We start from the raw sequence: 23,386 nt of genomic DNA, 5'->3' as shown, positions 1-23,386 counted from the left end.
CAAGGAAAGACTGTCTTTGTTACCGATGACGTTCCTACATTTCCCTTCCACGCCGTGGCCTGCAAGTACCGGATTTCCCCCATCTTGCCGTTTCCCAAATGCAGCGAGGACCGGAAGCGCTTTGAAAGCACACATCAAAAATATTGGCCGCGACTCAAAGAGGCGGTGGACAAAGTGCCGGGTGTGCAACTGCTGAACACGGCGCAGTACTTCTGCGACGACGCGGTCTGCAGCATGAATAAGGGCGACGCCCTCCTATTCCGAGACACCAACCATGTCAACAACATTGGCAGCAGGTATTTGGTGAATCGCATGTTTGCGGACTACCCACAACTCAGCAAGGCGCTAGGAAGAAACTAAGCTACCGTTACCGCTTGACTACGCGATCAGCAAGAGCAATGCGCGTTTCGACCGCGAAGAACAGGGCCACCCCGCCGGCCAGAAAAGCCGGACCTATCAAGAGCAGGAGGCGAACGACCGCGGCGGTGGCGTCTGCCAGAAACCCTTTGAGCCACATGTGATTACGAGCTGTGACATTGTCGGCGTCCGCCGGGCGCAATTCGGTGGGTAAAATGGCCCTCACGTCAGGATCTCCTATTACCGTTGCCAACCGCTGGGAATTTGGATAGGCGACGTCGATCGTCTGCCCTGGTTTCCGCCGTGACTTCAACTGGTCGACATTCTTCGTGGCAAGGTAAGCCTGTACGTTGGCCAGCTGCTCACGTGCGGAATTGCTCCATTGCGTGGCCCCAACCCCAAATATGTAACCCATCACCCCAAACGTCGCTACGACAGTGAAGACCCCCGTTGCCCCGTACCGACTGAATCGCGTACTGTCTGCGCTGTCCGCGAGTGCGAAGACCGCCACCACGGCAACTGGGTAAACAAGTAACACAATGTCCATATACCGAACGGCAATATCGGTGCCACGGCCAAACGCCAGCAGAACGAGCTGGAGTACGACCCACCCGCTGATTCCGATTACCAACCAAGCGGGGTCAGATGCGGCCGCACGCCGCGCCAGCGTATGACGCCAATACCAAGCGATCGGTATGAGGGCAATGACCGTTCTGGCTGCAAGCGCCGCCAGACCTTGAAGGAATGTCCACGCGGTGGTGGTCGGGTGTGCCCGCGATGCCGACCAAAGGATCAGCACGCAGGCGACGAATATCAGGACGGCAACGCCGGCGAACTCGCGACCACATCGTCTCCTGCTGTTGCTGAGCAACTGCAGACCGACGAGCGCACCGGCCGCAAGCGTCGTTGCGACACCTGTGGCAAAGGAAAAGTAGCTGAGGATTGCCGCAGCCAAACCACAACCCCACCGCACGGCAAACGGCGGGGCCGATGCTAGCGCCACCAGAGCCGCGACACCAAACAGCAAGCTGAAGTACAGCTGGCTCTGGAAACCTGAGAGTGTGTTCTCGTAGCCGAAGGGGATCGCGAAGAAGAAGGCAGCGAAGCACGCCAAGAACAAGCGTCGCTGCACCGCAACCAGGGGCATTAACAGAGCTAGCAGCCAGGTAATCACCGCGGTGTGAATGATCGCGCCTAATACCATTTCGAGGCGCGGGCTCCATTCGCCTGCCAGCTCGAGATGCGCCAGGGCAAACAGGCGGAAGACGAAGATTCGGTGTTCGTTGTGCGGGGCGAAGAGATCGGCGAAGGTCAGTGTCCCCTTCAGATACGGCGCGTACAGTGTAGCGGCCTCGCCGTCCCACTGATCAGCTAGAGGCATTGGTGACCCCAGCACTGAGATGACGATCAGCTTAGCGCCTAATACAACGCAGGCGACCGCTGTGGTCACACCGAACTTGGTCTTGCGGCGCGGGGGCGTGTCCGGCCCGCCGTCGATCGAAGTTGGGGGTGCGTCGTCGTGAGCTGGCAAAGCATCGGCAGCCGCCTCGCCCGCATGCTTTATTGTCGACTCCTCGTGCCTACGTTTTGAGCGATGCACCCCGTTTAACCTGATTCGTCGTCATGGCGCTTCGGCCTTCCAATTGCGACGGTCGCTGCGCTTGTATTGCAATATCGTCTTCACCGCCCCCAACCCGGCCACCGCGCCTCCGGCCCAACGCATCACTGGACGCCGCATGGCCAACCCGTACCAGCGCAAGTAGGCCGGCAACCAACCGACGAGATCAAACTTGCTTTCCCCCGCCGTACGGTCCTCCCAACTGCTCGGCACTTCGTCGACCTGGTATCCGAGTAAATGAGCCTTCGTCGTGAGCTCCAGTCCCACCTCGAACCCGCGCTCACTTTGCACTGCGACGTCCCGCAGGAAGCGCCGGCTGTACGCGCGGAAATTCGTGGTCGCATCGTGCGTCGGCAGGCGCCCCACATAATGCAGACTCAGTCCAGCCGTCCGCGACATGAGCGTCTTGAGCCGCGGCCCGCCCATCTGTGAGCCCCCGGGCATGTAGCGCGAACCGCTGACGACGTCGGCTCCTTCGTCGCGGATCTTGGCTGCCATCAGCGGGATAACGGACGGCGGGTCGGATAGATCCGCCATAGAGCTGACGATGACGTCACCGCGTGCTGCGGCAAAGCCGGCGATCAAAGCATTCGCCACGCCCTTGCCCAATTTATTGCGCACCAGCCGAACCGTGGCCGGTCGGTCTGACATTGCCTGCAGCGCAGGCAGCGTCGTGTCTTCGTCGAAGTCGTAGCAGATCAGCAATTCGTGCGGTGTGTCCGTCAATGTCTGCGCAAGGCGCCTGACGCAGATCTGGATGTTGTCACCCTCGTTGTACACGGGAATCACTACGCTGATCATTTGCACGACGGCCTCGACCGGCTTCTGCGCTCGAATCACGAACTGTTTACCGAATACTGGCCAGGCCCACCTGGATCGCAAGTATGTCTGGACCAGGATCGGCGTTTTCGGCAGCGAAGAATACGTCGTGTAGGGCAGGAAGTGCTGGTAAGAATCCACGACCGTGAACTGGTGGATTTGCAGAAGCTCGGTCAACGACCGATCGCTGATCGCCACGGAGTGGTCCCAGAAGTCCCAGTAAGCGCCGGCCAGAAAGCGGATGTTCGGGCCCAGAGCGATGAAATGTCCTCCCGGCTTCAGCACCCGGCGCACCTCGGCAATGGTGCGCTCGACCTCGGTCTTGTCTCGCAGATGCTCAAGCATGTTGCTGCTGAACACCACGTCCACTGAGCCGTCGTCAAGGAAAGCGAGTTCGTCGGCGCGGCACTGGTGGAACTCGATATCGGAATCCAGCATCGTCGCGCTGTCCGGGTTGAGGTCGACACCGATCCGCCGCGCCGCCTTGACGTGATTCAAGAACTCGCCGTAACCGCATCCCAGGTCGACGACCGTGTCGCTGCGCCTCACCCACCTTTGAAAAAAGTCGCGGACCAGTACGTTCCAGACTTCTGATCGTGACTGAAGGTCGTGGCCAAAACGGTTGCGGTACAGCTGTTGTAGGTCGATCTCACCCGCGATACGCATGTTGTCCTTGGGTCGCTTCGACGCGCGTCAGATGGTTCCCGCCTCGACGGCGTTGACCACCCAGGGTATGACCTCGTCGAGCATCTCATCCAGCGTCGTCGTCGCGGAATACCCCAGCATCTGCGAAGCCTTTTGCACGTCCGGTGAACGCAGTTGCACGTCGTGCTCGAACGGGGGGTCGCTTTCGTAACGGAACGGGACGCCCGGACGCATCTTGCGCCAGATCACCTCGGCGAGTTCGACAACAGTCGTGGCCTCGGGAGTCGAGAGGTTGAAGTCACCGTTGAGCGCGGCTGCGTGCTCCATGCAGGTGCGGATGCCGCGGGCCAGGTCTCCGCCGTAGGTGTAATGCCGCACCTGAGTGCCGTCACCGAGTATGTGCAGCGGATCCTGCCCTTTGGCCACCTTCTGAATCAGGTCGGGAACGACATGGCTCATCGCGAGTTTCACATTGCCGCTGGGGATTTCGCGTCCGCCGATGGCTCGCTGTTCGCCCGTACCCACACAGTTGAAGGGACGAATGATCGTGTAGGGCAGCCCGTACTGCTCGTAAGCGCCGTGCGCGAAATATTCGCACGCCAGTTTCTGAAACCCGTAAGTGCTTGTCGGAGGCGGGCATTCAGTGATGTGCTTTTCAGGTGTCGGGAAAACGATGGCGTTCTCGAACACCATCGACGAACTGATTACATTGATCTTCTTGAGCCAGCCCTGTTGATACGCGTAGATGGCGGCGTCGAAGTGGGCCGCGGCTATCCGTTCGTTCTCGGCGAGCAGATCATAGGCGTACTCGTGAAAGTAGGTGATGCCGCCGATGCGCGCGGCGCTGGCGATCATTTGGTCACAGCCTTCGACCAGCTCGAACATCAGGTTGACGTCCTTGACGTCGCCTTCTACGAAATGGTAGTTCCGGTGATCGTCATAGCTCTTCTTGACGGGCCCGTACTTTGAGAAATTGTCGATCCCTACGACCTCGTGGCCAGCCTGAAGAAGTTCCTCGACCACATAACCGTTGATGAATCCCGCACTGCCCGTTACGAGAACCTTCACCGAGCTGCAGCCCCCATCCCTAGTGTCGCCAATTCGGCCCCATTTAATGCGTTGTCGTCGGCCGCGCTCAGATCGAGGCAGTTCCACACATCCTCGACGATCTTGCCTTCGGGAACCCGCAGCCCCCGATACTGCGAGTGAGGCACGCCGACCACGATCACGTCGGCTCGCTCCACAACAGCCTCCAGCGGCAGATAGTCCGGCCCGTCCAGGAAGGGGTCGTGGCGGATCACTTCTTTGGCTTCCAACATCAGAAGATGCCGAAGCTTGAAGCTCAGCGAGTCGCGCGTGTCGTCACAGTCAGCTTTGAAGGTCATACCAAGGATGCCAACGGTCTTGTCTCGCAGGTCAACTCGTCGCTTGAGCATGTTGACGATGAATTGCGGCTGGCCTTCGTTGATCAGCATGGCCGAATGCCCAAGCATGAAGTTGTTGTTGCTGAATGCGGCCAATTGCATGGTGTCTTTCAGCAGACACGGACCGGCCGCAAGTCCCGCCCTCGGCAAGCTGTCCACTCGGCTGTTCCGGTACGTCGCCGCATGATGCACGCGGTTGTAGTCGAGCCCCGCCTCACGGCTGAGCAGATAGAACTGATTGGCAACCGCGAACTGGATGTAGCGGTAACTGTTGCAGAACAACTTGGCCAGTTCGGCTTCCTGCGGTTCGACTTCGATGATTTCGCTGGTGATTCCCGAGAACAACTTGCGGACCACCCGTAGACCCTCGGCGTCGAACCCGCTGATGATCTGCGGAATGGCCCGCAGCTCACTGATCGAGTGCCCCTGTGCGATGCGTTCGGGGCAAAACGTCACGTGAACGCCGATGCCGCGCTCCCGGAAAAGATCGTGGACGCGCTGGGTCAGCCCCGGGTAGACCGTGCTCCTGAGCACCAGCGTCTGCTCGTCGTGGAAGTATGGACTCATCTCGTTGATGATGCGGAAGAACGTGTGAGCCTGGGGCGTGAGGAACTCGTCGACCGGTGTTCCAACGACGCAGATGACGATGTCGGCATTCCGGACGATCCATGAGTCAGTACTTGCCGAAAGACGCCCGGTGGGCAGCAGCCGCTTGAGCAGTTCCTCGGCGCCGTGCTCGATGAACGGCATCCTGCCGGCCATGATTGTCTTCAACGCCAAAGCGTTTGTGTCCAAGATGTCGACCGAATAGCCCTCGTCCGCCAACACCAGCGCCAGCGGTAGGCCGACGTGTCCAGCGCCCCCCACGATGCAGATCCGCTCATTGTGTTGATTCGCCATGCGAACCACCACCTCCCCTAGTACCCGACCGCACCAAGCCGGCGCGATCCAACTGTCCCCACAGTCAGGGCATGCGTGGGACGAGAGTACGAAATTTCTCTCTCACATATGCGTCGTTTGTGAGTTATACCGGAGGTATTCCTCAACGCGGCCTTTGATACCGGTGGCATGCTGCAGCTTTTTCCTGGCGGCGTTTAATAGAGAGTCGCGCCGCCCCCGGGGACATAGGAGCTCTCTTTTGCTATTTCGTACCGTTCTGCTGATCGCGCGCTAGCCATGCACTACTTGATCACCGGGCACACTGGCTTCAAAGGACCGTGGTTGACATTGCTGCTGCTCAGCCGCGGTCACCAGGTGTCAGGCCTGGCCCTCGATCCGCCCGACGGCAGCCTCTTCGAACGGACTCGCCTGGCCGACCGACTGCTGGCCGATCATCGGACGGATATTCGTGACGCGCAAGCAACCACCGCGGCAATACAAGGCGTGGCTCCCGACGTCGTGGTGCACATGGCCGCGCAATCGCAGGTCCGTGAGTCCTACCGCGAACCGCGCTACACCTACGAGACCAACGCCATGGGCACGCTCAACGTGCTCGAAGCCGTCGCAAAGACCCCATCGGTACGTGCGCACGTCGTCATCACCACCGACAAGGTCTACCGCAACGTCGACCAGGAGGCCGGCTACGTCGAGACCGACCCTCTCGGCGGTGACGATCCCTACAGCGCATCCAAAGCAATGGCCGATCTACTTACTCAGTCGTGGATTCGCAGCTATCCGGGCTGCCCCACCGCAATCGCCCGGGGCGGCAATGTGATCGGCGGCGGTGACGTCAGCCCGGAGCGGCTTATGCCGGACCTGGTGCGCGCCTACGCAAGTCGCCGGCCACCCCTGCTCCGGTTCCCGCGTGCGGTTCGGCCCTGGCAGCACGTACTGGACTGCCTCAACGGCTATGTGACGATCGCCGACGCTTTGCTGTCCGGTTCCGGGCTGGGCCAGTGGAACATCGGGCCGGGCCGGGACAGCTTCGTCGAGGTCGGTCAGGTCGCCTCGCTGGCGGCCGAACTGTGGGGCGGCGGAGCGCACTGGGAACCTCAGCCCGGTGACCACCCGCACGAGGCCAACCTGCTGGCCCTGGACGCCACCAAGGTGCAGCGCGAACTCGGCTGGCGTAATCGCCTCGGTTTCCGCGACGCCGTGACATGGACCATCGACTGGGAACGACGCGTGCACGAAGGTGTCGACCCCCTGGCCATCACCCGAGAGCAGATCGCCGCGTTCGAAGGCCGGTAGGCGGATTGAGTACTGCACTACGTAATAAGGGCGCAGCGAGCGGACACGTACTACGCCCCATGTCTGCACCACTCACGCGTACCGAGAAGTTCGTCAACCGGCTGGCCCGCAATCCTGTGCTGGAGAAGGTCGTCTACTGGGGCACCACCAAGAGTGGTTACCGGCTGCTCAGTCGGGCGGTTGCCAGGGACGACGTGCTGTTCCTCAACCTCGGCTACGAAGAGAACCCGCCGATGGGGGTGCCGCTGGACCCTTCCGACGAGCCCGACCGGCTCCCCATCCAGCTGTATCACGCCACCGCGAGCCAGGTGGATATCAGCGGTAAAGACGTGCTGGAAGTCAGTTGCGGGCACGGCGGAGGCGCGTCGTATCTGGTGCGGACCATGCACCCGGCGAATTACACCGGACTGGATCTGAACAACGTCGGCGTCAACTTCTGCCAGAAGCGGCACGTCTTGCCCGGGCTGAAGTTCGTGCAGGGCAATGCCCAGGACCTCCCGTTTCCGGATCAGTCCTTCGATGTCGTGATCAACATCGAGGCCGGACTGCACTACCTCGACTTTCCGAAGTTCCTCAGCGAGGTGACGCGCGTGCTGCGTCCGGGCGGTCACTTTTTGTACGCGGATCTGCGTGACGCCCATGCGGTACCCGAATGGGAAGCGACGCTGGACAACACCCCGCTGCGCAAACTGTCGCAACGGGACATCAACAAAGAGGTTCTGCGGGGGCTGGAGCACAATCGGCTGCTCGACCAGATCGCTCGCCGCTTGCCGTTCATGCGCCGCCTGGCGGGGCACATCGTCGGCGGGCCGGGCTCGACGGGCTACCAGCGACTGGAAAGAAACGAGCTGGTGTACCGGTTGTTCAGCTTCACCAAGGATTGATCGGCCAACGGCCGTGCGCTCGCCGCGACCTCCTCTGAGCTGAGGTGACCGCGGCAGCGCCTTTGGTTCCGCCGGGCGACAGCCCGAGCTACCCTGCGACCGCCCCCGGCTCCGAGTACGGCGCCCCCAGTCCGTGCACCGGCCGGTAGCCGCGCTTGCGCGCCTTGGCCGCGCCCTGACGGATCAGCGCGTACAGACCGACGAAGGCGGCGTGGTCGGTGAGCACCAGCGGAGTGAGCAGCCGGTTGTGCACGACGGCGATCGCCAGTCCCGTCTCCGGGTCGGCCCATCCGACTGAGCCGCCGAGGCCCACGTGGCCGAACCCCGGCATCACGTTCCCGATGGGCAGCGCGTGGTAGCCGAGGTGGAAGGCCATCGGCACGAAGATGTTGCGGTCGCGTTGCCTGATCCGCTCCCCGGTCAACCCGGCGACCAGGCGCCGCGACAGGAACCGGGTGCCGTCGACCTCGCCGCCGTTGGCGATCGCACCGTACATCCGCGCCAGCGCCCGCGCGGTCACCACGCCGTTGGCAGCGGGGATCTCGGCGTCCAGCATCGCCATGTTCCCCGACACCGAGGCGATGACACCCGGGAAGTACATGGAGCGGTAGCCGCCGGAGAAGCTATTGGCGATCTTCTGGATCGCGTAGTTGACGATCGGGGTGCCGGCGATGTCCTGCGGCATGATGATCTCGGCGGCGCGGGTCGGCGAATCGGCCGGCGGCCGGCCGAGGTGGAACCCGTCGGTGCCCAGCGGCTTGGCGAGTTCCTCGCGAAACAGGACCCGCATGTCCTTGCCGGTGACGGCGCGGGCCAGTCCCGACATCAACCAACCGAACGTCAGCGCGTGATAGGCGGGTTGACCCAGCAGGCGTCCCGGCGACGCCGCTGCCAGCCGCTCCTCCATCTCGACGTGGTCGAAGATGTTCGCCTGCGTGGCCCCGCGCAGACCCGATAGGCCGGCCGTGTGCTTCATGACGTCGCGGACCGTCATGTCGGCTTTGCCGTTGGCGCCGAAGGCGTGCCAGTACTCGGCGACGGGTGCGTCGTAGTCGATCAGGCCGCGATCGGCCAGGCGGTGGATGACCGTGGCGGCCATGCCCTTGGTTGCCGAGAAGACCATGGGAGCAGTGTCGGCCGACCACGGCACGTCACCGTCCCGGTCGGCCCAGCCCTTCCAGACATCGACGACGGGTTGCCCGTCGAGATAGACGGCCAGCGCGCCGCCGCCGAAGCGGTGACCGGGCCACATGGTGGAAAACGCACGAACAACGCAGCCGAAGTGGGAGTCCGCGGCGCCGAACACACCATGCCCTGCGTCAGGGGCATCGTGGGCAGGAACAGCGCGGCGATTGACTCCGATGTCTACCGTCACGAATCCGAATTTACTTCACCCGTCTAACTGCTTGCGGGCAAACCCCGACATATTTACCGATCCGTTAACTCGTCGCTATCCCAAGTATTTGCTGGGCGGCTAACGCGGGAGTCAGCTCGCCCTCGCGAACCCGACGTTCGACGTCGCGGCGGATCTTGCGCACGTCGGGGTTGGACAACACCCGGTCTAGCACGGCGTCACGGACCATCTGCCAGGTCCAGTCGACCTGCTGGTCACGGCGGCGCTCCTCGAACCTCCCGGCTTCGGTAAGTACCGCGCGGTGCTGTTCGACGGTCTCCCACAGCTCGGCCAATCCGGTCGCCTCGAGTGCGCTCATGGTGAGAACCGGTGGCCGCCAAAGCGTTTCGCGCGGATAGATCAACCTGATCGCCCCGGACAGTTCGCGGGCGGCCATCTTGGCGTCCTTGAGGTGCGCACCGTCGGCCTTGTTGACCACCACGATGTCGGCCAGCTCCAGCACGCCTTTCTTGATGCCCTGCAACTGATCCCCGGTCCGCGCCAGGGTCAGCAACACGAACGTGTCGACCATGTTGGCGACCGCCACCTCGGACTGGCCGACGCCCACGGTCTCGATCAGGATCACGTCGAAACCCGCGGCCTCCAACAGCACGACCGTTTCCCTGGTCGCCTTTGCCACGCCGCCCAAGGTCCCCGAGGTCGGGGACGGCCGGATGTAGGCGTCGGGGTGCACCGCCAGGCGTGCCATCCGGGTCTTGTCCCCCAGAATCGAGCCGCCGGTACGCGTCGAGGACGGGTCGACCGCCAGCACTGCGACCTTGTGGCCGCGGTCGATCACGTGCATGCCGAGGGCTTCGATGCTGGTGGACTTGCCGACGCCGGGCACCCCGGTGATACCGACCCGGTGAGCGTTGCCTGAATGGGGCAATAGCTCCAGGAGCAGCTGCTGCGCCCGTTCCCGATGATCCTTGCGAGTGGACTCCAACAGCGTGATGGCCCGCGGCAACGCTGCGCGGTCACCACCGCGGATGGCGTCGGCCAGGTTCTTCGACGTCATCTGTAATTGACTCTGCGCTGAGGACGCGACCTACCCGGACTTTGTCGCCGTAGCCGCAGAATCAACACCGTCCCCGTGCTGTCCACTAGCCCAGCTCGTACCCCAGGCGCTCGGCGAGCTTGCCCAGCAAGCCGATTGCCGCGTCGGCAATCACCGTCCCCGGCGGGAAGATCGCGGCCGCCCCCGCCTCGTACAGCTCGTCGAAGTCGCCGGGGGGTATGACGCCGCCGACCACGACCATGATGTCGGGCCGGCCGACCTCGGCCAGCGCGTCGCGTAACGCCGGAACCAGGGTCAGGTGGCCGGCCGCCAGCGACGACACCCCGACGACGTGCACGTCGTTGTCGGCGGCCTGGCGGGCCACCTCCTCGGGGGTGGAGAAAAGCGACCCGACGTCGACGTCGAAACCGATGTCGGCGAACGCGGTCGCGATCACCTTCTGGCCGCGGTCGTGGCCGTCCTGGCCCATCTTGGCAATCAGGATCCTGGGCCGGCGGCCGTCGGCCTCGGCGAACTTCTCCACTAGGTCAGTGGCTTTGGAAAGCGGGGTGATGTTGTCGCCTCCCTGGATTTCATCACGGTAAACGCCTGCGATGGTGCGGATCTCGGCCTGGTGCCGACCGTAGACCTGCTCCAGCGCATCGGAGATCTCCCCGACGGTGGCCTTGGCCCGGGCCGCGTTGATCGCCAGCGCCATCAGGTTGTTGCCGAGTCCGTCCTCACCGGCCGGACCCTGCGCGCCGGCCGCACGGGTCAGCTCGGCCAGTGCGGCCTCGACGGCGTCGGAGTCCCGATTCGCCCGCAGCTCTTGCAGTTTCGCGAGTTGTTCGGCGCGCACCCGGCTGTTCTCGACCTTGAGCACCTCGATCTCTTGGTCCTCGACCACCTGGTACTTGTTCACGCCGATCACCGGTTGCTGGCCGGAGTCGATGCGGGCCTGGGTGCGGGCGGCGGCTTCCTCGATGCGCAGCTTGGGAATACCTTCGCTGATCGCCTGGGCCATGCCGCCGTGTTCGGCGACCTCTTCGATGTGGGCGCGGGCCTGCTGGGCGAGCTGATGAGTCAGCCACTCCACGTAATACGAGCCCGCCCACGGGTCGATGGGCCTGGTGGTGCCGGACTCCTGCTGTAGCACCAGCTGGGTGTTGCGTGCGATGCGGGCCGAGAAGTCGGTGGGCAGCGCCAGTGCCTCGTCGAGGGCGTTGGTGTGCAGCGACTGGGTGTGGCCCTGGGTCGCGGCCATGGCCTCGATGCAGGTGCGGGCGACGTTGTTGAACACGTCCTGAGCGGTCAGCGACCACCCCGAGGTCTGCGAATGAGTGCGCAGCGACAGCGATTTGGCGTTCTTCGGGTCGAACTTGGCGACCAGCTCGCTCCACAGGAGTCGCCCAGCCCGCAGCTTGGCGACCTCCATGAAGAAGTTCATCCCGATGCCCCAGAAGAAGGACAGCCGCGGGGCGAACTTGTCGATGTCCAGGCCGGCGTCCAAGCCGGCCTTGATGTACTCCACCCCGTCGGCCAGCGTGTACGCCAGCTCCAAATCCGCTGTGGCGCCGGCCTCTTGGATGTGATAGCCGGAGATCGAGATGGAGTTAAACTTCGGCATCTTGGCGCTGGTGTAGGCGAAGATGTCGGAGATGATGCGCATGGACGGCTTGGGCGGATAGATGTAGGTGTTGCGCACCATGAACTCTTTGAGGATGTCGTTCTGGATGGTGCCGGCCAGCTTCTCCGGCGGCACCCCCTGCTCCTCGGCCGCAACGACATACAGCGCCAGAATCGGCAGCACCGCACCGTTCATCGTCATCGACACCGACACCGCCGACAGGTCGATGCCGTCGAACAACTGCCGCATGTCCAAGATGGAATCGATTGCCACACCGGCCATCCCGACGTCACCCTGCACGCGCGGGTGGTCGGAGTCGTAGCCGCGGTGGGTGGCCAAGTCGAAGGCCACCGACAGGCCCTTCTGGCCGGCGGCCAGGTTGCGGCGGTAGAACGCGTTGGATTCCGCGGCGGTCGAGAAGCCCGCGTACTGGCGGATCGTCCACGGCTGGTTGACATACATCGTCGGGTAGGGGCCGCGCACGAACGGCGGCTCGCCGGGAAAGCTGTTGAGCGGATAGCCCGCTTCTCCGGCATCGCGGCGGTCTTCGGCGATGTAGACGGGCTTGACGTCGATGCCTTCCGGCGTCTGCCATTGCAACTGATCCGGGGTGTACCAGTGGGCTTTCGCGGCCGCCTCGACGTACGTCTCGACCGCCTCCGCGGTGGGCTTGGGCACGGTCCGGTCGCCGGTGAGGGGGATGTCGGCGAAGTTGCCGATTGTGGGGACTGTGGCAGTCACGTCAGGCTCCCAACCGGTTGAGCAGATCCGAAAGCGCTTGCACCGCATTGATTTTCATGGTCAGGAACTCGTCGGGCCGATGCTCGCTCTCCCCGACGGCCTTTTCCGGGCCGGCCAGGTACACCCGCTCGATCCCCGCATCGCGCGCCGCCTTGACGACGTCGGACGCCTCCTCGGCGTAGCGCTTGTCGGTGCCGCAGATCACCGCGACACCGAGCGACCCGGACGCCTCTACGGCTTTGCCGACCCCGGCGGCATCGACGGGTCCCGGGTTGACGGCCTCGATGCCGCCCGAGGCCAGCAGGTTGGTCGCGAACGTGGTCCGGATGTTGTGCTCGGCCAACGGTCCCAGCGGCAGCAACAGCACCTGCGGCCGGATCTCGTGTTCGGCGAAGTAGGCATCCGAACGGTCGCGCAGCGCCTCGAATTCGGCGGCGTAGCGCACGACGTGCCCGGCCCGGCCTAACGAATCACCCTGCGGGAGTGGCGCTTCACCGAGGTTGGGGAATTCGTTGACGCCGGTGATCGCGACCCGTCGGTGCGCGACGTCGTCGGCTCGTTTAGCGGCCAGCTCGTTCAACTGATCCCTCAGGTAATCCTGGGCGTCGACGAACCCGCCTTCGGATTCGATGGACTGAAAGTGCGCCCACGCCTGCTCGGCCAGCTGTTTGGTGAGGTCCTCGACGAACCAGGACCCGCCGGCGGGATCGAGCACCCGACCGACGTGCGACTCCTCGAGCAACAGCAGCTGGGTGTTGCGGGCGATGCGCCGCGCGAAGCTGGTTGCCGTGCCGGGCCAGCCGCCGGGGATGGCCACGTCGAAGGCGTAGACCAGCACCGTGTCGGCGCCACCGACGCCTGCCCCGAAGGCCGCCAGGGTGCAGCGCAGCATGTTCACCCACGGGTCACGCTGGGTCATCATCGGCAACGACGTCTCGGCGTGTACCACCGCGGCGCCGCCGTCCGGGTCACCCGCGACCTCGGCGACGCGCGCCCACAGCTGCCGCACCGCGCGCACCTTTGCCAGCGTCATGAACTGGTCGTCGTCGGCGGCGAGCCGGAAACTGATCTGGCGCAACGCATCCGGAACCGACAGCCCAGCTTCGGTAAGCACCCGCAGGTAGGCCACCGCCGCGGCGATCGTGCCGGCGAGTTCCCACGCAGCGGTGGCACCCAAATTGTGGAATGCCGGCCCGTCGACGGTGATGGCTCGCACGCCGTGTTTGCCAGCGGCGCGGCCGGCAACGGCGCACACGTCGTTGAGCGGCGCGGCGTTGCGGTCGCTCAGCGACGCGGTCAGCGGGTCGGCTCCCAAATCGACCGACACGGTGGCGCGCTGGTCTTCGGCGACCGCGTCCACCAGCGACAGCATCGCGTCGGCGGCGGCGACGAAGTCAGCGCCCGCATCCAGAATCACCGGCGCCATGCTCAAGTGCACCCCGTCGAGGAGGGCTCCGAGTTGGGTGGGAGCTACCCCCGACTCCCCTACCCGGACCAGCAGCGCGCTGACCCCTTCCCCGAGCGCGGCGAGCAGAGCCGAGTTCGCCTCGTCGACGGCGAGGCCGGGCAGCGGGAACGCCTCTGCCACCTTCCAACCGGACTTGACGTCGCGCAGCGGGTCGGCGCCACGTAGGAACGGCCATTGGCCGGGCAGCGGCGGTTCCGGCAGCTCGTCGAACGCGGTGTAGAGCGGCCTGATCGCGAAACCGTCGTAGGTCGGCGTGTCCAGCCGATGCTCGGGTTCGTCACCCAGCTCGGCCGGGTCACTGCGGGTGCTCTTGGACAGCACACCGGCGACGGCGTGGCGCCAACGCCCGCGAACCTGTTCTAGGTCCGCCAGCTCGGGTACGTCAATGGACACCGATTGCTCCTGTTTTCCCAGCACCATCGAGTTTGCTTGAGGGATGCAACTCGCAAATCAGGCTAGTTGATCGGGCCCGCAAATCAGGAATCGAGATGCGATTATCGGCGCCAGACTGTGACGCGAAACGCCAGCCGAGGGAAACTCGGTATTCACCTGCACCCCGTACCCTTGGGACCCGTGACAGCTCCCGCCATCTGCAAAAGCACCGATACGGTGCGCGGGTTTGCAGCCGCCGTGCGGGCCGCGGTGCGCGGCACGTCGCTGCCGCGGCTGGTGGCCACCGTGTTGGGAATCACAGTCCTGGTGGCGGTAGCTGTGTGGGTCCCGCTGCCCACTGCGATCGAAATGCGCGATTGGGCGCAATCACTGGGTCCCTGGTTCCCGCTGGCGTTCTGGCTGGTGCACACCCTGGTCACGGTGCCGCCCTTCCCCCGCACCGCGTTCACGATTGCGGCGGGACTGTTGTTCGGGCCGGTGATCGGGATAGCCATCGCGGTGACGGCCAGCACCGCCAGCGCGGTGCTGGCATTGCTGGTGGTCCGCGGGACCGGATGGCGGTTGTCCCGGCTTGAACACCGGCGCGCGATCATGCGGCTGGACGAGCGGCTCGGCGAACGGGGCTGGCCGGCGATTCTGTCGTTGCGCTTCATTCCGGCCGTGCCGTTCGCCGCGATCAACTACGCCGCGGGTGCCTCGGCCGTGCGGGTGATGCCCTACACGTGGGCCACTGTTGTGGGGTTGCTGCCCGGTACCGCCGCCGTGGTGATCCTGGGCAACGCCGTCGTCGGGGACGGCAACCCGTTGCTGATTGCGGTATCAGTGTGCACGGGCGCACTGGGGCTGGGCGGGCTGGTCTACGAGGTCCGCAAATACCGGCGGGAGCACGCGAAGCCGCACCCGACGGTCGAGCCGGAGCCTGCGCGCTCGGTTTGAGCGCATCCACCGTTCCCTGAAAGATCGACGTCATGTCGCAGGCGTCCCTGGTGCGCTCGGTCATGTTCGGCGTCGGGGCGTTGGTGTGTCTGATGGTGGCAGCCTGGCCGCTGGCCGCACGTGGTCTCGCTCGCACCTACAGTTGGCGGCTCTCGTTCTTCGCGCTGCTCAGTGCCGCGTCGTTCGTGTTCGCGATGTTCCTGCCCGTCCCGAACAGAGCTTTCCTGCAGCCCGGCCAGCCTCCCATCGTGATCCCGTTCCCGTTGCCGCCGGCCAGCACGATCGGTCCGGGCACCGCGATCGCGGTCACCTACACCGACGGCAGCGGTGGAATGGCATGTACGGCAGGATTTTTGGTGCGCACCGGGGACGGCCGGACCGGGGTGCTCACCGCCGGTCACTGCAACAAGCCCGGCGAGGCGAGCAAGGTGAGCATCAACTCCGCAGCCGAGTCCTACGTCACCGTGGGCACGTTCGATCAGACCGTCAGCGAAGGAACCCGCGGCGAGGCCCACGACATCGGGCTGATCATGCTCGATGCGGACGTGGTTCCGCAGACATCGGCGATACGCGCGTCGATGCCGGTCAGCGGGGTCGCCGAGGAACTCCAGATCGGCCAGCAGTTGTGCAAATTCGGCATGAAGACGGCCCGGGTGGAATGCGGACAGATCACCGACGTCACCGAGAGCAAGGTGGTGTTCCTGGCGGCCAGCCAATGCGGAGACTCGGGCGGCCCGGTCTACCTCATTCGCAAGGAGGGTGCGGTAGCCGTCGGCATTCACATCCGCGGCGGGCGTCCCGACGACCCGAACCCGAGTTGCTCAACTGCCGCAACGTTTTCGGTGGCTGAGCTGGTGCAGCCGTGGCTTGATAGGTGGGGACTGAGCGTGGTGACGGGGTGATGTCGTATTGAGAACGCCTACCCACATCATGAGTTACGGCATCTGCGGTTTGGCCGTATCCTGACCGTTATGGCGGGAACACGAAGCAACTCCACCCCCAAAGAGGCGGGCGAGGAAATCAAGACCCCTCCAACCACCAAGGTGGCTGATGACGTTTTTCGCGCTGCGTACGAGGAGGAAAAGACCAGGTGGGCTGGGCTCTCTGAACGCCTGAAGTGACCGATTTCGTCTACCTGACGCTGAGCCAAATCATCGAAATAAATGCTGATCAGAGTGGCGGCACCGCGCTCGATCTGCCCGGCTTGGAGTCAGCAGCGCACCGTCCGAGTTCCGAGTATTTCGGAGTCGAGCTTTTTCCTGACATCTGGACGAAAGCCGCAGCCTACGTCCACGGCATCGCTGGGCCGCAGTATTTCTCCGACGGCAACAAGCGCACCGGCTGGTTTGCTGCGGTCGTCTTCTTGAAGGTCAACGGGTTTCCCCTGCCCAAAGTCGCTGACATTGAAGCCGAGACCTTCGTACAGGCCGTGGCACAGGAGGTATTCGACACCGACGAGACGCGTCCCGATCTCACCCTGACGAAGGCGGCCGAGTGGTTTCGCGTGAAGTGGCAGCAGGGACCTCGGCTCGATCCCGTTTGAAGTTATCGCCCTGCCCGCTGCTCCAGATACCGTGCCATCCGTAAAGCCGTCGCTCGCGGAAGACGGGTCGCACCACCTGGACGCGCGCAACGCGCACGTCACCATTCACCCCTCGACAAACTCAGCCGGAACTGCGCACCCCCGTCGTGCCGCACACAAACCAGGTCGCCCCCGTGCGCCCGAGCCAGCGCACGCGCGATCGAGAGTCCCAGTCCGGCACCGCCGTGATCGCGGGCACGATCGGCGTCCAGCCGGACCAGGCGCTCGAAGATGCGGAAGCGCTCGTCGTCGGGGATGCCCGGGCCGGTGTCGGTGACGGTGACGACGGCCGTCGCAGGGTCGCCGCCGAGTTCTACGGTGATCGAGCCGCCATCCGGTGTGTGCCGGCGGGCGTTGTCGAGCAGGTTGGACAGAATCTGCGCCACCCGGGTGGGGTCGGCCACCGCCATCAATTCCGGTAGACCCGTGCGGACGATCGAGAGCTGCGGGGCCAGCATGGCGGCGCGCTGCACTTCGGCGTCCACGATGGCGGCGAGGTCGGTGTCTCCGACGTCCAGCGACAATCCGGCGTCGATGCGGCTCAGATCCAACATGTCGGCGACCAGGCGCCCGGCTCGTCGGGCATCGGATTGCAGGAGGCCGGCCCGGCGGTGCTGCGCGCTCGACTCCGGGTCGACCTCATGGGCGGCAAGCTGCTCGGCGGCCGCTTGGATGCCCGCGATCGGGGTGCGCAGCTCGTGTGCGGCGTCGACCAGGAACTGCCGGGTGGCGGCTTCGGCGCGTTGCGCGGCGTCGGCCGCCTGTTGAGCACGCGACTCCGAATCCTCCAGCGCATCCAGCATCGTGTCGAAAGCGGTTGCGGCGCGCCCTAATTCGGTGTCGGTTCGGGATGGTCGGAGTCGCTTGCCGCGGTCACCGGTGGTGATGTCCTTGGCCAGCGCGGTCAGCCGGTCCAATGGCCGCAATGCCGTGCGGCTGACCGCGACCAGCAGCAGCGCGGCCAACAGCAACGTCGCCACACCAGCACCGATCATCAGCTGCCGCAGCTGCCGGGTCACCTGCGTGGTCTGGGTGGTGTCGGCGACCAGGATGAGCCGGGCGCCGTCGGGCAGCGGGTGCACCACCACGGTCGCCGTCGCGTCCGGCAGCGGACCCGGCGGCGGGGGCGGCGGCCTGGGCGGCACACCCGACGGCATCGGCCCGGGTCGGCGGCCCGGAGGCGGCGGAAAGGGGGGCGGGACCGTGGAGCCGGCTTTGGTGTCGGCGCTGATCCCGGGATCGCCGTAGGTGACGCCGTCGGCCATCACCACCAATGCCCGCACGCTGCCGCTGTTGAGTTGCGCGGCCAGCAGTTCCGGGGAGGTGTGCGCGGCGACCAGCGCGTCGGCGCGCGATGTGGCGGCCAGCAGTCGGTCGTGCAGGTTGCGCCGGGCCTGGATGCCCAGGCTGACGTCGACCGTCACCCCCAGCACCACCAACAGCACCGCCAGCAATGCCACGACCAGCAGGATCACCCGTCGCTGCAGGGACGGGGTGGCAGTGACCGCGTCCGTCACGAGCGCTGCTGGGGCTGCAACCGGTAGCCGATGCCGCGCACGGTGTGCAGTATCCGGGGTCCGTGCGCCTCGAGCTTGCGACGCAACCCGCTGACATGCACCTGCACCAGATTCGGGTCATAGGCGTCGTAGCCCCATACCGCATTGAGGATCTGGTTCGCGCTGACGATCCGGCCCCGCTGTTCCATCAGGAATCCCAACAGCCTCAGCTCGGTGGCGGTCAGGTCCAGCGGGTGGCCGTTGCGTGCCGCCACGCCCGCATCGTCGTCGAGGATCACGTCGCCCAACTGCACCACCTTGGGCAGCCGTCCCCGGCGTCGTAACACCGCACCTACCCGCGACACGAGTTCGGCGAGCTCGAACGGTTTGACGACGTAGTCGTCGGCACCCCCGTCGAGCCCGCGCAACCGGTCCGTCAACCCGTCGCGGGCGGTGATCAACACGATCCCGATGTCGCCCCATTCGCGGACCACATCGATGAGCTCGAAGCCGTCGCGGCCGGGCAACATCACGTCGAGCACCACGAGGTCCGGTCGCAGACCTTCCAGCACCTCTTCCAATCCGTTTCCGTCGCAACGGGTGTCGGTGTGATAGCCGACGTCGGCGAGCGCCTCGCCGACCATCTCCCGAATCGTTTCGGAGTCCTCGACCACGAGTACCCGCGGTGTGCCGACGCTGAATTGGTCGGTCACTCTGCCGGTGCGATCCGCGCGAGTCATGGCCTCCATTGTTCACGCGTTGCTGTTCAGTCGGCTCTCGCCGCACCGGGAGCGGGTTACGCTCAGCGCGCACGAACCGATCAGAGGGGAAGCGAAATGGTCTCGGACGCCTCCAACAAGACCGCTGTCGGACGGCACTCCACCGCGGCGGTGGTCGGCGCGGGACTCGCGGGTGCGGTGCTCGGCGCTGCGGCCGCGTTCGCCGTGACCGGTCTGGTCTTCACGGTTCGCGTCGAACTGCCGCCGCCTCCCTACCCGCAGCTGTCTTCGACACCGACGGTGAGCTTGCCGTCTCCCCCGCCGCCGAGCTCCAGCGCCGTGCCGACCGTCCCGTCCGCTCCGGCGCCGAGCATCGTGCCGGTACCGCCGCTACCCGGGCCGCGCTGACTTCTTCAGCTTCGTTTCAAGTTCGACTCCTACCGTCGCGCTCGGCAACAATCCAACGACGCGAGGAGTCACATGACCTCCGACGACACATCCGACCAGACGCCTGTCGTGCCTGCGCCGGTCGTAGCTGAGAAACGGCGCTATCCCGGCCGAGCGGTCCTGGGCGCCGGGGTACTCGGCGGCCTGATCGGTTCGGTATTCACCGCGGGCGCGGCCGTGCTGGCGATCACTTTCTTCGGTCCTCCCCCGCCGCCACCGGGCCACGGGCCGCCTCCGGCGGCATCGCACTTCGGCTTCCCGGGACCTGGCGGACCCGGAGCACACGGCCCGCACGGCATGATGCCGCCGCCGCCGTTCCCCGGCGGACCTCCTCCGATGGGGCCGGGTGGACCCGGTGCGCCGGGCTCGCCGGGTGCGCAGCAGGCGCCTGGGCAGGGTCAGTCGCCGTCGCCCTCGGCAGGGCCCAGCGCTTCGCCGACTCCGCCGCGGTAGTGGGCCGTCGCGAGGGTGCGCAAAATGCCGGCCGCACCGGCGTGTCGGTGTACATCTGCGCACCCTCGCGACGCGAGACCAAACTCCCGCCGATACGAGCCGAGCCGCCGCCCGACGCCAGCCGAGCGAGGGGTATTACGCGAAGCGCGAGGTGTCCGGCCCCTTCACCGTCATCGCGGCGAACACCGTCAGAAACGTCGCCGCCGGCAGTGTGTTGACCACCTTGTCACGTACCCGGATATGTGCGCCGACCGCCAAGATGAAGTACAGCGTCAACAGAGCTGTCGTCAGCCTGGCCAAGCCCGGAAACCGGTTCACCGACGCCAGCCCGACCGCGGCCGCGACCTTCACCACCGGCAACACCGGGCGGATGCTTTCCGGGCATTCGACGGTGTCCAACGCCTTCTTGATGGGCGGCACCTGAACCGCACACAACACCGCATCGACGGCATGGAACGCGGCCAGCCCGGCGTAGGTTTTCGGAGACGTCAAAGTGCTCATCACGCAATCCTATTGGCGCAGTTCCGGCGGCCCGGTCAGCGGGTTGCGAGACAAAACCTCCGTCGTCGGGGTCGATGCGATCGCCGGACCGTTCTCGGTGGCGAACCAGTCCGCGACCTCGGCGTCGTCGTCATCCGCGGAGTGCTTGGGCGCGTCGTCCACCGGGGACGGCTCGAAGCGGAATACGCCGTCCTCACCGGGTTTGCCGAGCAGTCTGGTGAAGCCCTGTAATGCCGCGTTGAAGTCGCTGGGCACCACCCACACCTTGTTGGCGTCGCCGCGCGCCATCTGCGGCAGCGTCTGCAGGTACTGGTAGGCCAGCATCTCCGGGGTCGGCCGGCCGGCCTTGATCGCGGCGAACGTCTTCTCGATGGCCTTGGCCTCACCCTGCGCCCGCAGGTACGCGGCTGCCCGCTCGCCCTGGGCGCGCAGCACCCGGGACTGCCGGTCGGCTTCGGCGCTCAGGATCGCGGCCTGCTTGGCGCCCTCGGCGGCCAGGATCTGCGAGGTCTTCTGACCTTCGGCCTGCATGATGGCCGCCTGCCGGGTGCCCTCGGCGGTCAGGATCATCGCGCGCTTCTCCCGATCGGCTTTCATCTGCTTTTCCATCGACGCCTGGATCGACGGCGGCGGATCGATGCTGCGCAGCTCGACCCGCGCCACCCGCAGGCCCCAGCGGCCGGTCGCCTCGTCGAGCACGCCGCGCAGCTGCGCGTTGATCTGATCGCGCGAGGTCAACGTCTGCTCCAGGGTCATGCCGCCGACCACGTTGCGCAGCGTGGTGGTGGTCAACTGCTCGACGCCGACGATGTAGTTGCTGATCTCGTAGACCGCCGCCTGCGGAACGGTGACCTGGAAGTAGACGACCGTGTCGATGTTCAGCGTCAGGTTGTCCTCGGTGATCACCGGCTGCGGCGGGAACGACACCACCCGCTCCCGCAGGTCCACCCGGGCGCGGATGCGGTCGATGAACGGAACCAGGAGGGTCAGCTGCCCACTGACTGTGCGGCTGTACCGGCCCAGCCGCTCGATCACCGCGGCTTCGGCCTGCGGTATCAACGCCACGGACTTGGCCACCACGATGATGGCGAAGACCACCAGAACGACCAGCAGAACCAAACCGGCTACCGCACCGTCCACCGGGACTCCTCTCTCGAAGCGCTATGCGTTTTTGAACACCACGGCGGTGGCGCCGTCGATGTGCACGACGGTGACCGACTGGCCGGGCTCATAGACGTCGCCGTCGTTGAGCGGGCGGGCCGTCCACACCTGACCGTCCAATTTGACCTGACCGGCATCGCTGGCCACCCGGTCGAGCACCAGTGCGCTCTTGCCCTCCAGGGCCTTGACGCCGATCTTCAACCCGGTGTGCGGGGTCAGTCGGCGACGCAGCGGCGGCCGAACCAGTGTCAGCAGCAGTACCGAGACGATCAGAAACACCACACCGTCGACCCAGATTGGCCAGTCCGTCAACCAACTGGCACCGGAGGCGGCCAGCGCGCCGCCGCCGAGCATCAGCAGGAACATGTCGCCCGTCAAGGCCTCCGCCCCGATGAGCACCAAGGCCCCGATGAGCCAGATCAGCGCGACGGGCATGGGCACAGAATACGCGCGATCGGTGACAAACCGCGTCCAAGGCGGCGAGCCATTACACTGCGAGACCATGTGGTGCCCGAGTGTTTCGCTGTCGATGTGGGCCAACGCCTGGCTCGCAGGCAAGGCCGCGCCCGACGACGTTCTTGATGCGTTATCACTCTGGGCGCCAAGGCAATCCGTTGCCGCATACGACGCCGTCGCCGCGGGCCACACCGGTCTGCCGTGGCCGGACGTGGACGACGCCGGGACGGTTTCGTTGCTGCAGACGTTGCGGGGTGCGGTCGGCCGCGAGGGCCGGGGAACGATCAACGTGGTGCTGCCGGTGCCCGGCGACGTCCGGGGGCTGACAGCGGGGACCCAGTTCGAGCGCGACGCGCTGGCCGCCGGCGAGGCGGTGATCGTCACGAAGGCCGACGACCCCGGCACCGCGATCGGACTCGTCCCCGAATATTCCTACAGCGACGACGACGAGGCCGAAGAGCCCGAACTGTGCGCGCTGACCTGGATGGTCTACTCGTTGCCGGGCGCGCCGGTGTTCGACCATCACGAACTGGGAGACGCCGAATACACGCTGCGGTCAGCGGTGCGCTCGGCCGCCGACGCGCTGAGCTCCATGGGCCTGGAATCGGCCAGCGGCGTTGACAATCCGCGCGGACTCGTCGAGCAGATGCTGGAATCTGCACGGCAGCACCGGATCCCGGATCATGCGCCGACCCGCGCGCTGCGGGTGCTGGAGAACGCGGCACACGTCGATGCGATCATCGCGGTCAGCGCCGGACTGAGCCGTCTGCCTGATCGCGGGACTGCCGCACCGGAAATGACGGGGACGCAATCGTCTTCGGAGGGGCAGATCGCCAACGATGCGCTGCGGCCGCTGAGCGCCGTGGTCCGCTCGGCACGGATGGCCGCGGTCACCGCGATTCTGCAGTCCGCCTGGACGGACTGAGCGGCGTCCGCGAAGTCGCCCGTGGGCAACGTATGGGTGCTTTACGTCTGCACGGTGAATCCTTGGCTTTGAGTGTGAATCAACGGCTTTCGTTGTGAGCTCAGGGCGGGAAACCGGGCGCAATCCCACCCAGGCTTCACGCGCAAGACCTAGG

The 23,386-nt window shown here is 65.3% G+C and carries 21 protein-coding genes and 1 pseudogene; 9 read left to right on the top strand and 13 right to left on the bottom strand.

The genetic code is table 11. The features are described from left to right. A partial coding sequence (locus AC5Y47_RS14055; protein WP_499944591.1) for an SGNH hydrolase domain-containing protein occupies positions 1-360 on the top strand: 360 nt, incomplete at its 5' end. A gap of 7 nt (positions 361-367) precedes the next feature. On the opposite strand, the gene AC5Y47_RS14050 is transcribed toward AC5Y47_RS14055, so the two are convergent. From AC5Y47_RS14050 to AC5Y47_RS14035, 4 genes are read right to left on the bottom strand one after another with little or no spacing between them, the layout of a single operon-like run. Next, complete coding sequence (locus AC5Y47_RS14050) at positions 368-1,957, bottom strand: hypothetical protein (protein ID WP_499944590.1); 1,590 nt, start codon at positions 1,955-1,957, stop codon at positions 368-370. A 21-nt stretch (positions 1,958-1,978) separates the two neighbouring features. Further along, entirely contained in the window at positions 1,979-3,460 is a 1,482-nt protein-coding gene (locus tag AC5Y47_RS14045; RefSeq protein ID WP_499944588.1) for a glycosyltransferase, read from the bottom strand. 27 nt (positions 3,461-3,487) lie between these two features. Next, positions 3,488-4,507, bottom strand: a complete 1,020-nt coding sequence (locus AC5Y47_RS14040) for an NAD-dependent epimerase/dehydratase family protein (RefSeq protein ID WP_499944587.1) — start codon at positions 4,505-4,507, stop codon at positions 3,488-3,490. Beyond that, entirely contained in the window at positions 4,504-5,763 is a 1,260-nt protein-coding gene (locus AC5Y47_RS14035) for a nucleotide sugar dehydrogenase (RefSeq protein ID WP_499944586.1), read from the bottom strand. Before AC5Y47_RS14035 ends, AC5Y47_RS14040 begins: the two co-directional genes overlap by 4 nt. Before the next feature lie 276 nt (positions 5,764-6,039). On the opposite strand from AC5Y47_RS14035, the gene rfbG reads away from it, so the two are divergent. Both rfbG and AC5Y47_RS14025 read left to right on the top strand, forming a co-directional pair. Continuing rightward, positions 6,040-7,053 (top strand): CDP-glucose 4,6-dehydratase, encoded by a 1,014-nt coding sequence (gene rfbG, locus AC5Y47_RS14030; RefSeq protein WP_499944585.1) that lies wholly within the window; start codon positions 6,040-6,042, stop codon positions 7,051-7,053. A gap of 59 nt (positions 7,054-7,112) precedes the next feature. Beyond that, positions 7,113-7,937: a phthiotriol/phenolphthiotriol dimycocerosates methyltransferase gene (locus AC5Y47_RS14025; RefSeq protein ID WP_499944584.1), complete on the top strand. Its 825-nt coding sequence runs from the start codon at positions 7,113-7,115 to the stop codon at positions 7,935-7,937. Between the two features lie 88 nt (positions 7,938-8,025). On the opposite strand, the gene lipL is transcribed toward AC5Y47_RS14025, so the two are convergent. The 4 genes and pseudogenes from lipL to mutA all read right to left on the bottom strand — a co-directional run bounded on the left by lipL (position 8,026) and on the right by mutA (position 14,556). Then, positions 8,026-9,312 (bottom strand): esterase/beta-lactamase LipL, encoded by a 1,287-nt coding sequence (gene lipL, locus AC5Y47_RS14020; protein ID WP_499944583.1) that lies wholly within the window; start codon positions 9,310-9,312, stop codon positions 8,026-8,028. Positions 9,313-9,365: 53 nt separating this feature from the next. Continuing rightward, positions 9,366-10,348 (bottom strand): annotated as a pseudogene (gene meaB, locus AC5Y47_RS14015) (methylmalonyl Co-A mutase-associated GTPase MeaB). Between the two features lie 85 nt (positions 10,349-10,433). Continuing rightward, positions 10,434-12,743, bottom strand: a complete 2,310-nt coding sequence (gene scpA / locus AC5Y47_RS14010; protein WP_499944582.1) for a methylmalonyl-CoA mutase — start codon at positions 12,741-12,743, stop codon at positions 10,434-10,436. Continuing rightward, complete coding sequence (mutA, locus tag AC5Y47_RS14005) at positions 12,697-14,556, bottom strand: methylmalonyl-CoA mutase small subunit (protein WP_499944581.1); 1,860 nt, start codon at positions 14,554-14,556, stop codon at positions 12,697-12,699. The genes scpA and mutA overlap by 47 nt, the downstream gene beginning before the upstream one ends. A gap of 180 nt (positions 14,557-14,736) precedes the next feature. On the opposite strand from mutA, the gene AC5Y47_RS14000 reads away from it, so the two are divergent. The 3 genes from AC5Y47_RS14000 to AC5Y47_RS13990 all read left to right on the top strand — a co-directional run bounded on the left by AC5Y47_RS14000 (position 14,737) and on the right by AC5Y47_RS13990 (position 17,035). Further along, positions 14,737-15,492 (top strand): TVP38/TMEM64 family protein, encoded by a 756-nt coding sequence (locus tag AC5Y47_RS14000; RefSeq protein ID WP_499944580.1) that lies wholly within the window; start codon positions 14,737-14,739, stop codon positions 15,490-15,492. A 32-nt stretch (positions 15,493-15,524) separates the two neighbouring features. Then, positions 15,525-16,394: a S1 family peptidase gene (locus AC5Y47_RS13995; RefSeq protein ID WP_499944579.1), complete on the top strand. Its 870-nt coding sequence runs from the start codon at positions 15,525-15,527 to the stop codon at positions 16,392-16,394. Between the two features lie 215 nt (positions 16,395-16,609). After that, positions 16,610-17,035, top strand: a complete 426-nt coding sequence (locus AC5Y47_RS13990) for a type II toxin-antitoxin system death-on-curing family toxin (RefSeq protein WP_499944577.1) — start codon at positions 16,610-16,612, stop codon at positions 17,033-17,035. Between the two features lie 98 nt (positions 17,036-17,133). Here AC5Y47_RS13990 and AC5Y47_RS13985 read toward each other — a convergent pair whose 3' ends face one another. Beyond that, the gene (locus AC5Y47_RS13985; protein ID WP_499944576.1) at positions 17,134-18,591 is read right to left on the bottom strand and encodes an ATP-binding protein; all 1,458 of its coding nucleotides are present in this window, start codon (positions 18,589-18,591) and stop codon (positions 17,134-17,136) included. Next, positions 18,588-19,319 carry a response regulator transcription factor gene (locus tag AC5Y47_RS13980; RefSeq protein ID WP_499944575.1) on the bottom strand — a complete coding sequence of 244 codons (732 nt, stop codon included), beginning with the start codon at positions 19,317-19,319 and terminating at the stop codon, positions 18,588-18,590. The genes AC5Y47_RS13985 and AC5Y47_RS13980 overlap by 4 nt, the downstream gene beginning before the upstream one ends. A gap of 87 nt (positions 19,320-19,406) precedes the next feature. On the opposite strand from AC5Y47_RS13980, the gene AC5Y47_RS13975 reads away from it, so the two are divergent. Beyond that, a complete protein-coding gene (locus AC5Y47_RS13975; protein WP_499944574.1) occupies positions 19,407-19,697 on the top strand; it encodes a hypothetical protein in 291 nt (96 codons plus the stop codon). Positions 19,698-19,769: 72 nt separating this feature from the next. Next, positions 19,770-20,189 carry a hypothetical protein gene (locus AC5Y47_RS13970; RefSeq protein ID WP_499944573.1) on the top strand — a complete coding sequence of 140 codons (420 nt, stop codon included), beginning with the start codon at positions 19,770-19,772 and terminating at the stop codon, positions 20,187-20,189. A gap of 135 nt (positions 20,190-20,324) precedes the next feature. On the opposite strand, the gene AC5Y47_RS13965 is transcribed toward AC5Y47_RS13970, so the two are convergent. The 3 genes from AC5Y47_RS13965 to AC5Y47_RS13955 are packed head-to-tail and all read right to left on the bottom strand — an operon-like array spanning position 20,325 to position 22,286. Beyond that, a complete protein-coding gene (locus AC5Y47_RS13965; RefSeq protein WP_499944572.1) occupies positions 20,325-20,690 on the bottom strand; it encodes a DoxX family protein in 366 nt (121 codons plus the stop codon). Between the two features lie 9 nt (positions 20,691-20,699). Continuing rightward, positions 20,700-21,830: an SPFH domain-containing protein gene (locus AC5Y47_RS13960; RefSeq protein WP_499944571.1), complete on the bottom strand. Its 1,131-nt coding sequence runs from the start codon at positions 21,828-21,830 to the stop codon at positions 20,700-20,702. Between the two features lie 21 nt (positions 21,831-21,851). Next, the gene (locus tag AC5Y47_RS13955) at positions 21,852-22,286 is read right to left on the bottom strand and encodes an NfeD family protein (protein WP_499944570.1); all 435 of its coding nucleotides are present in this window, start codon (positions 22,284-22,286) and stop codon (positions 21,852-21,854) included. A 67-nt stretch (positions 22,287-22,353) separates the two neighbouring features. Here AC5Y47_RS13955 and AC5Y47_RS13950 point away from each other — a divergent pair, with 67 nt between their 5' ends. Continuing rightward, positions 22,354-23,232: an Rv1486c family protein gene (locus AC5Y47_RS13950; RefSeq protein ID WP_499944569.1), complete on the top strand. Its 879-nt coding sequence runs from the start codon at positions 22,354-22,356 to the stop codon at positions 23,230-23,232. Positions 23,233-23,386: the final 154 nt, after the last annotated feature.

It is taken from the genome of Mycobacterium sp. NGS22, assembly GCF_059813095.1.
This window is presented reverse-complemented; position numbering and strand designations above follow the sequence as displayed.

What these genes read in the sequence shown, in the direction of transcription:
- AC5Y47_RS14045 (WP_499944588.1), bottom strand. Translation starts at nt 3,460, where the DNA reads ATGCGTATCGCGGGTGAGATCGACCTACAACAGCTGTACCGCAACCGT.
- AC5Y47_RS14035 (WP_499944586.1), bottom strand. Translation starts at nt 5,763, where the DNA reads ATGGCGAATCAACACAATGAGCGGATCTGCATCGTGGGGGGCGCTGGA.
- rfbG (WP_499944585.1), top strand. Translation starts at nt 6,040, where the DNA reads ATGCACTACTTGATCACCGGGCACACTGGCTTCAAAGGACCGTGGTTG.
- AC5Y47_RS14025 (WP_499944584.1), top strand. Translation starts at nt 7,113, where the DNA reads ATGTCTGCACCACTCACGCGTACCGAGAAGTTCGTCAACCGGCTGGCC.
- scpA (WP_499944582.1), bottom strand. Translation starts at nt 12,743, where the DNA reads ATGCGGTGCAAGCGCTTTCGGATCTGCTCAACCGGTTGGGAGCCTGAC.
- AC5Y47_RS13995 (WP_499944579.1), top strand. Translation starts at nt 15,525, where the DNA reads ATGTCGCAGGCGTCCCTGGTGCGCTCGGTCATGTTCGGCGTCGGGGCG.
- AC5Y47_RS13980 (WP_499944575.1), bottom strand. Translation starts at nt 19,319, where the DNA reads ATGGAGGCCATGACTCGCGCGGATCGCACCGGCAGAGTGACCGACCAA.
- AC5Y47_RS13975 (WP_499944574.1), top strand. Translation starts at nt 19,407, where the DNA reads ATGGTCTCGGACGCCTCCAACAAGACCGCTGTCGGACGGCACTCCACC.
- AC5Y47_RS13970 (WP_499944573.1), top strand. Translation starts at nt 19,770, where the DNA reads ATGACCTCCGACGACACATCCGACCAGACGCCTGTCGTGCCTGCGCCG.
- AC5Y47_RS13965 (WP_499944572.1), bottom strand. Translation starts at nt 20,690, where the DNA reads ATGAGCACTTTGACGTCTCCGAAAACCTACGCCGGGCTGGCCGCGTTC.
- AC5Y47_RS13955 (WP_499944570.1), bottom strand. Translation starts at nt 22,286, where the DNA reads ATGCCCGTCGCGCTGATCTGGCTCATCGGGGCCTTGGTGCTCATCGGG.
- AC5Y47_RS13950 (WP_499944569.1), top strand. Translation starts at nt 22,354, where the DNA reads ATGTGGTGCCCGAGTGTTTCGCTGTCGATGTGGGCCAACGCCTGGCTC.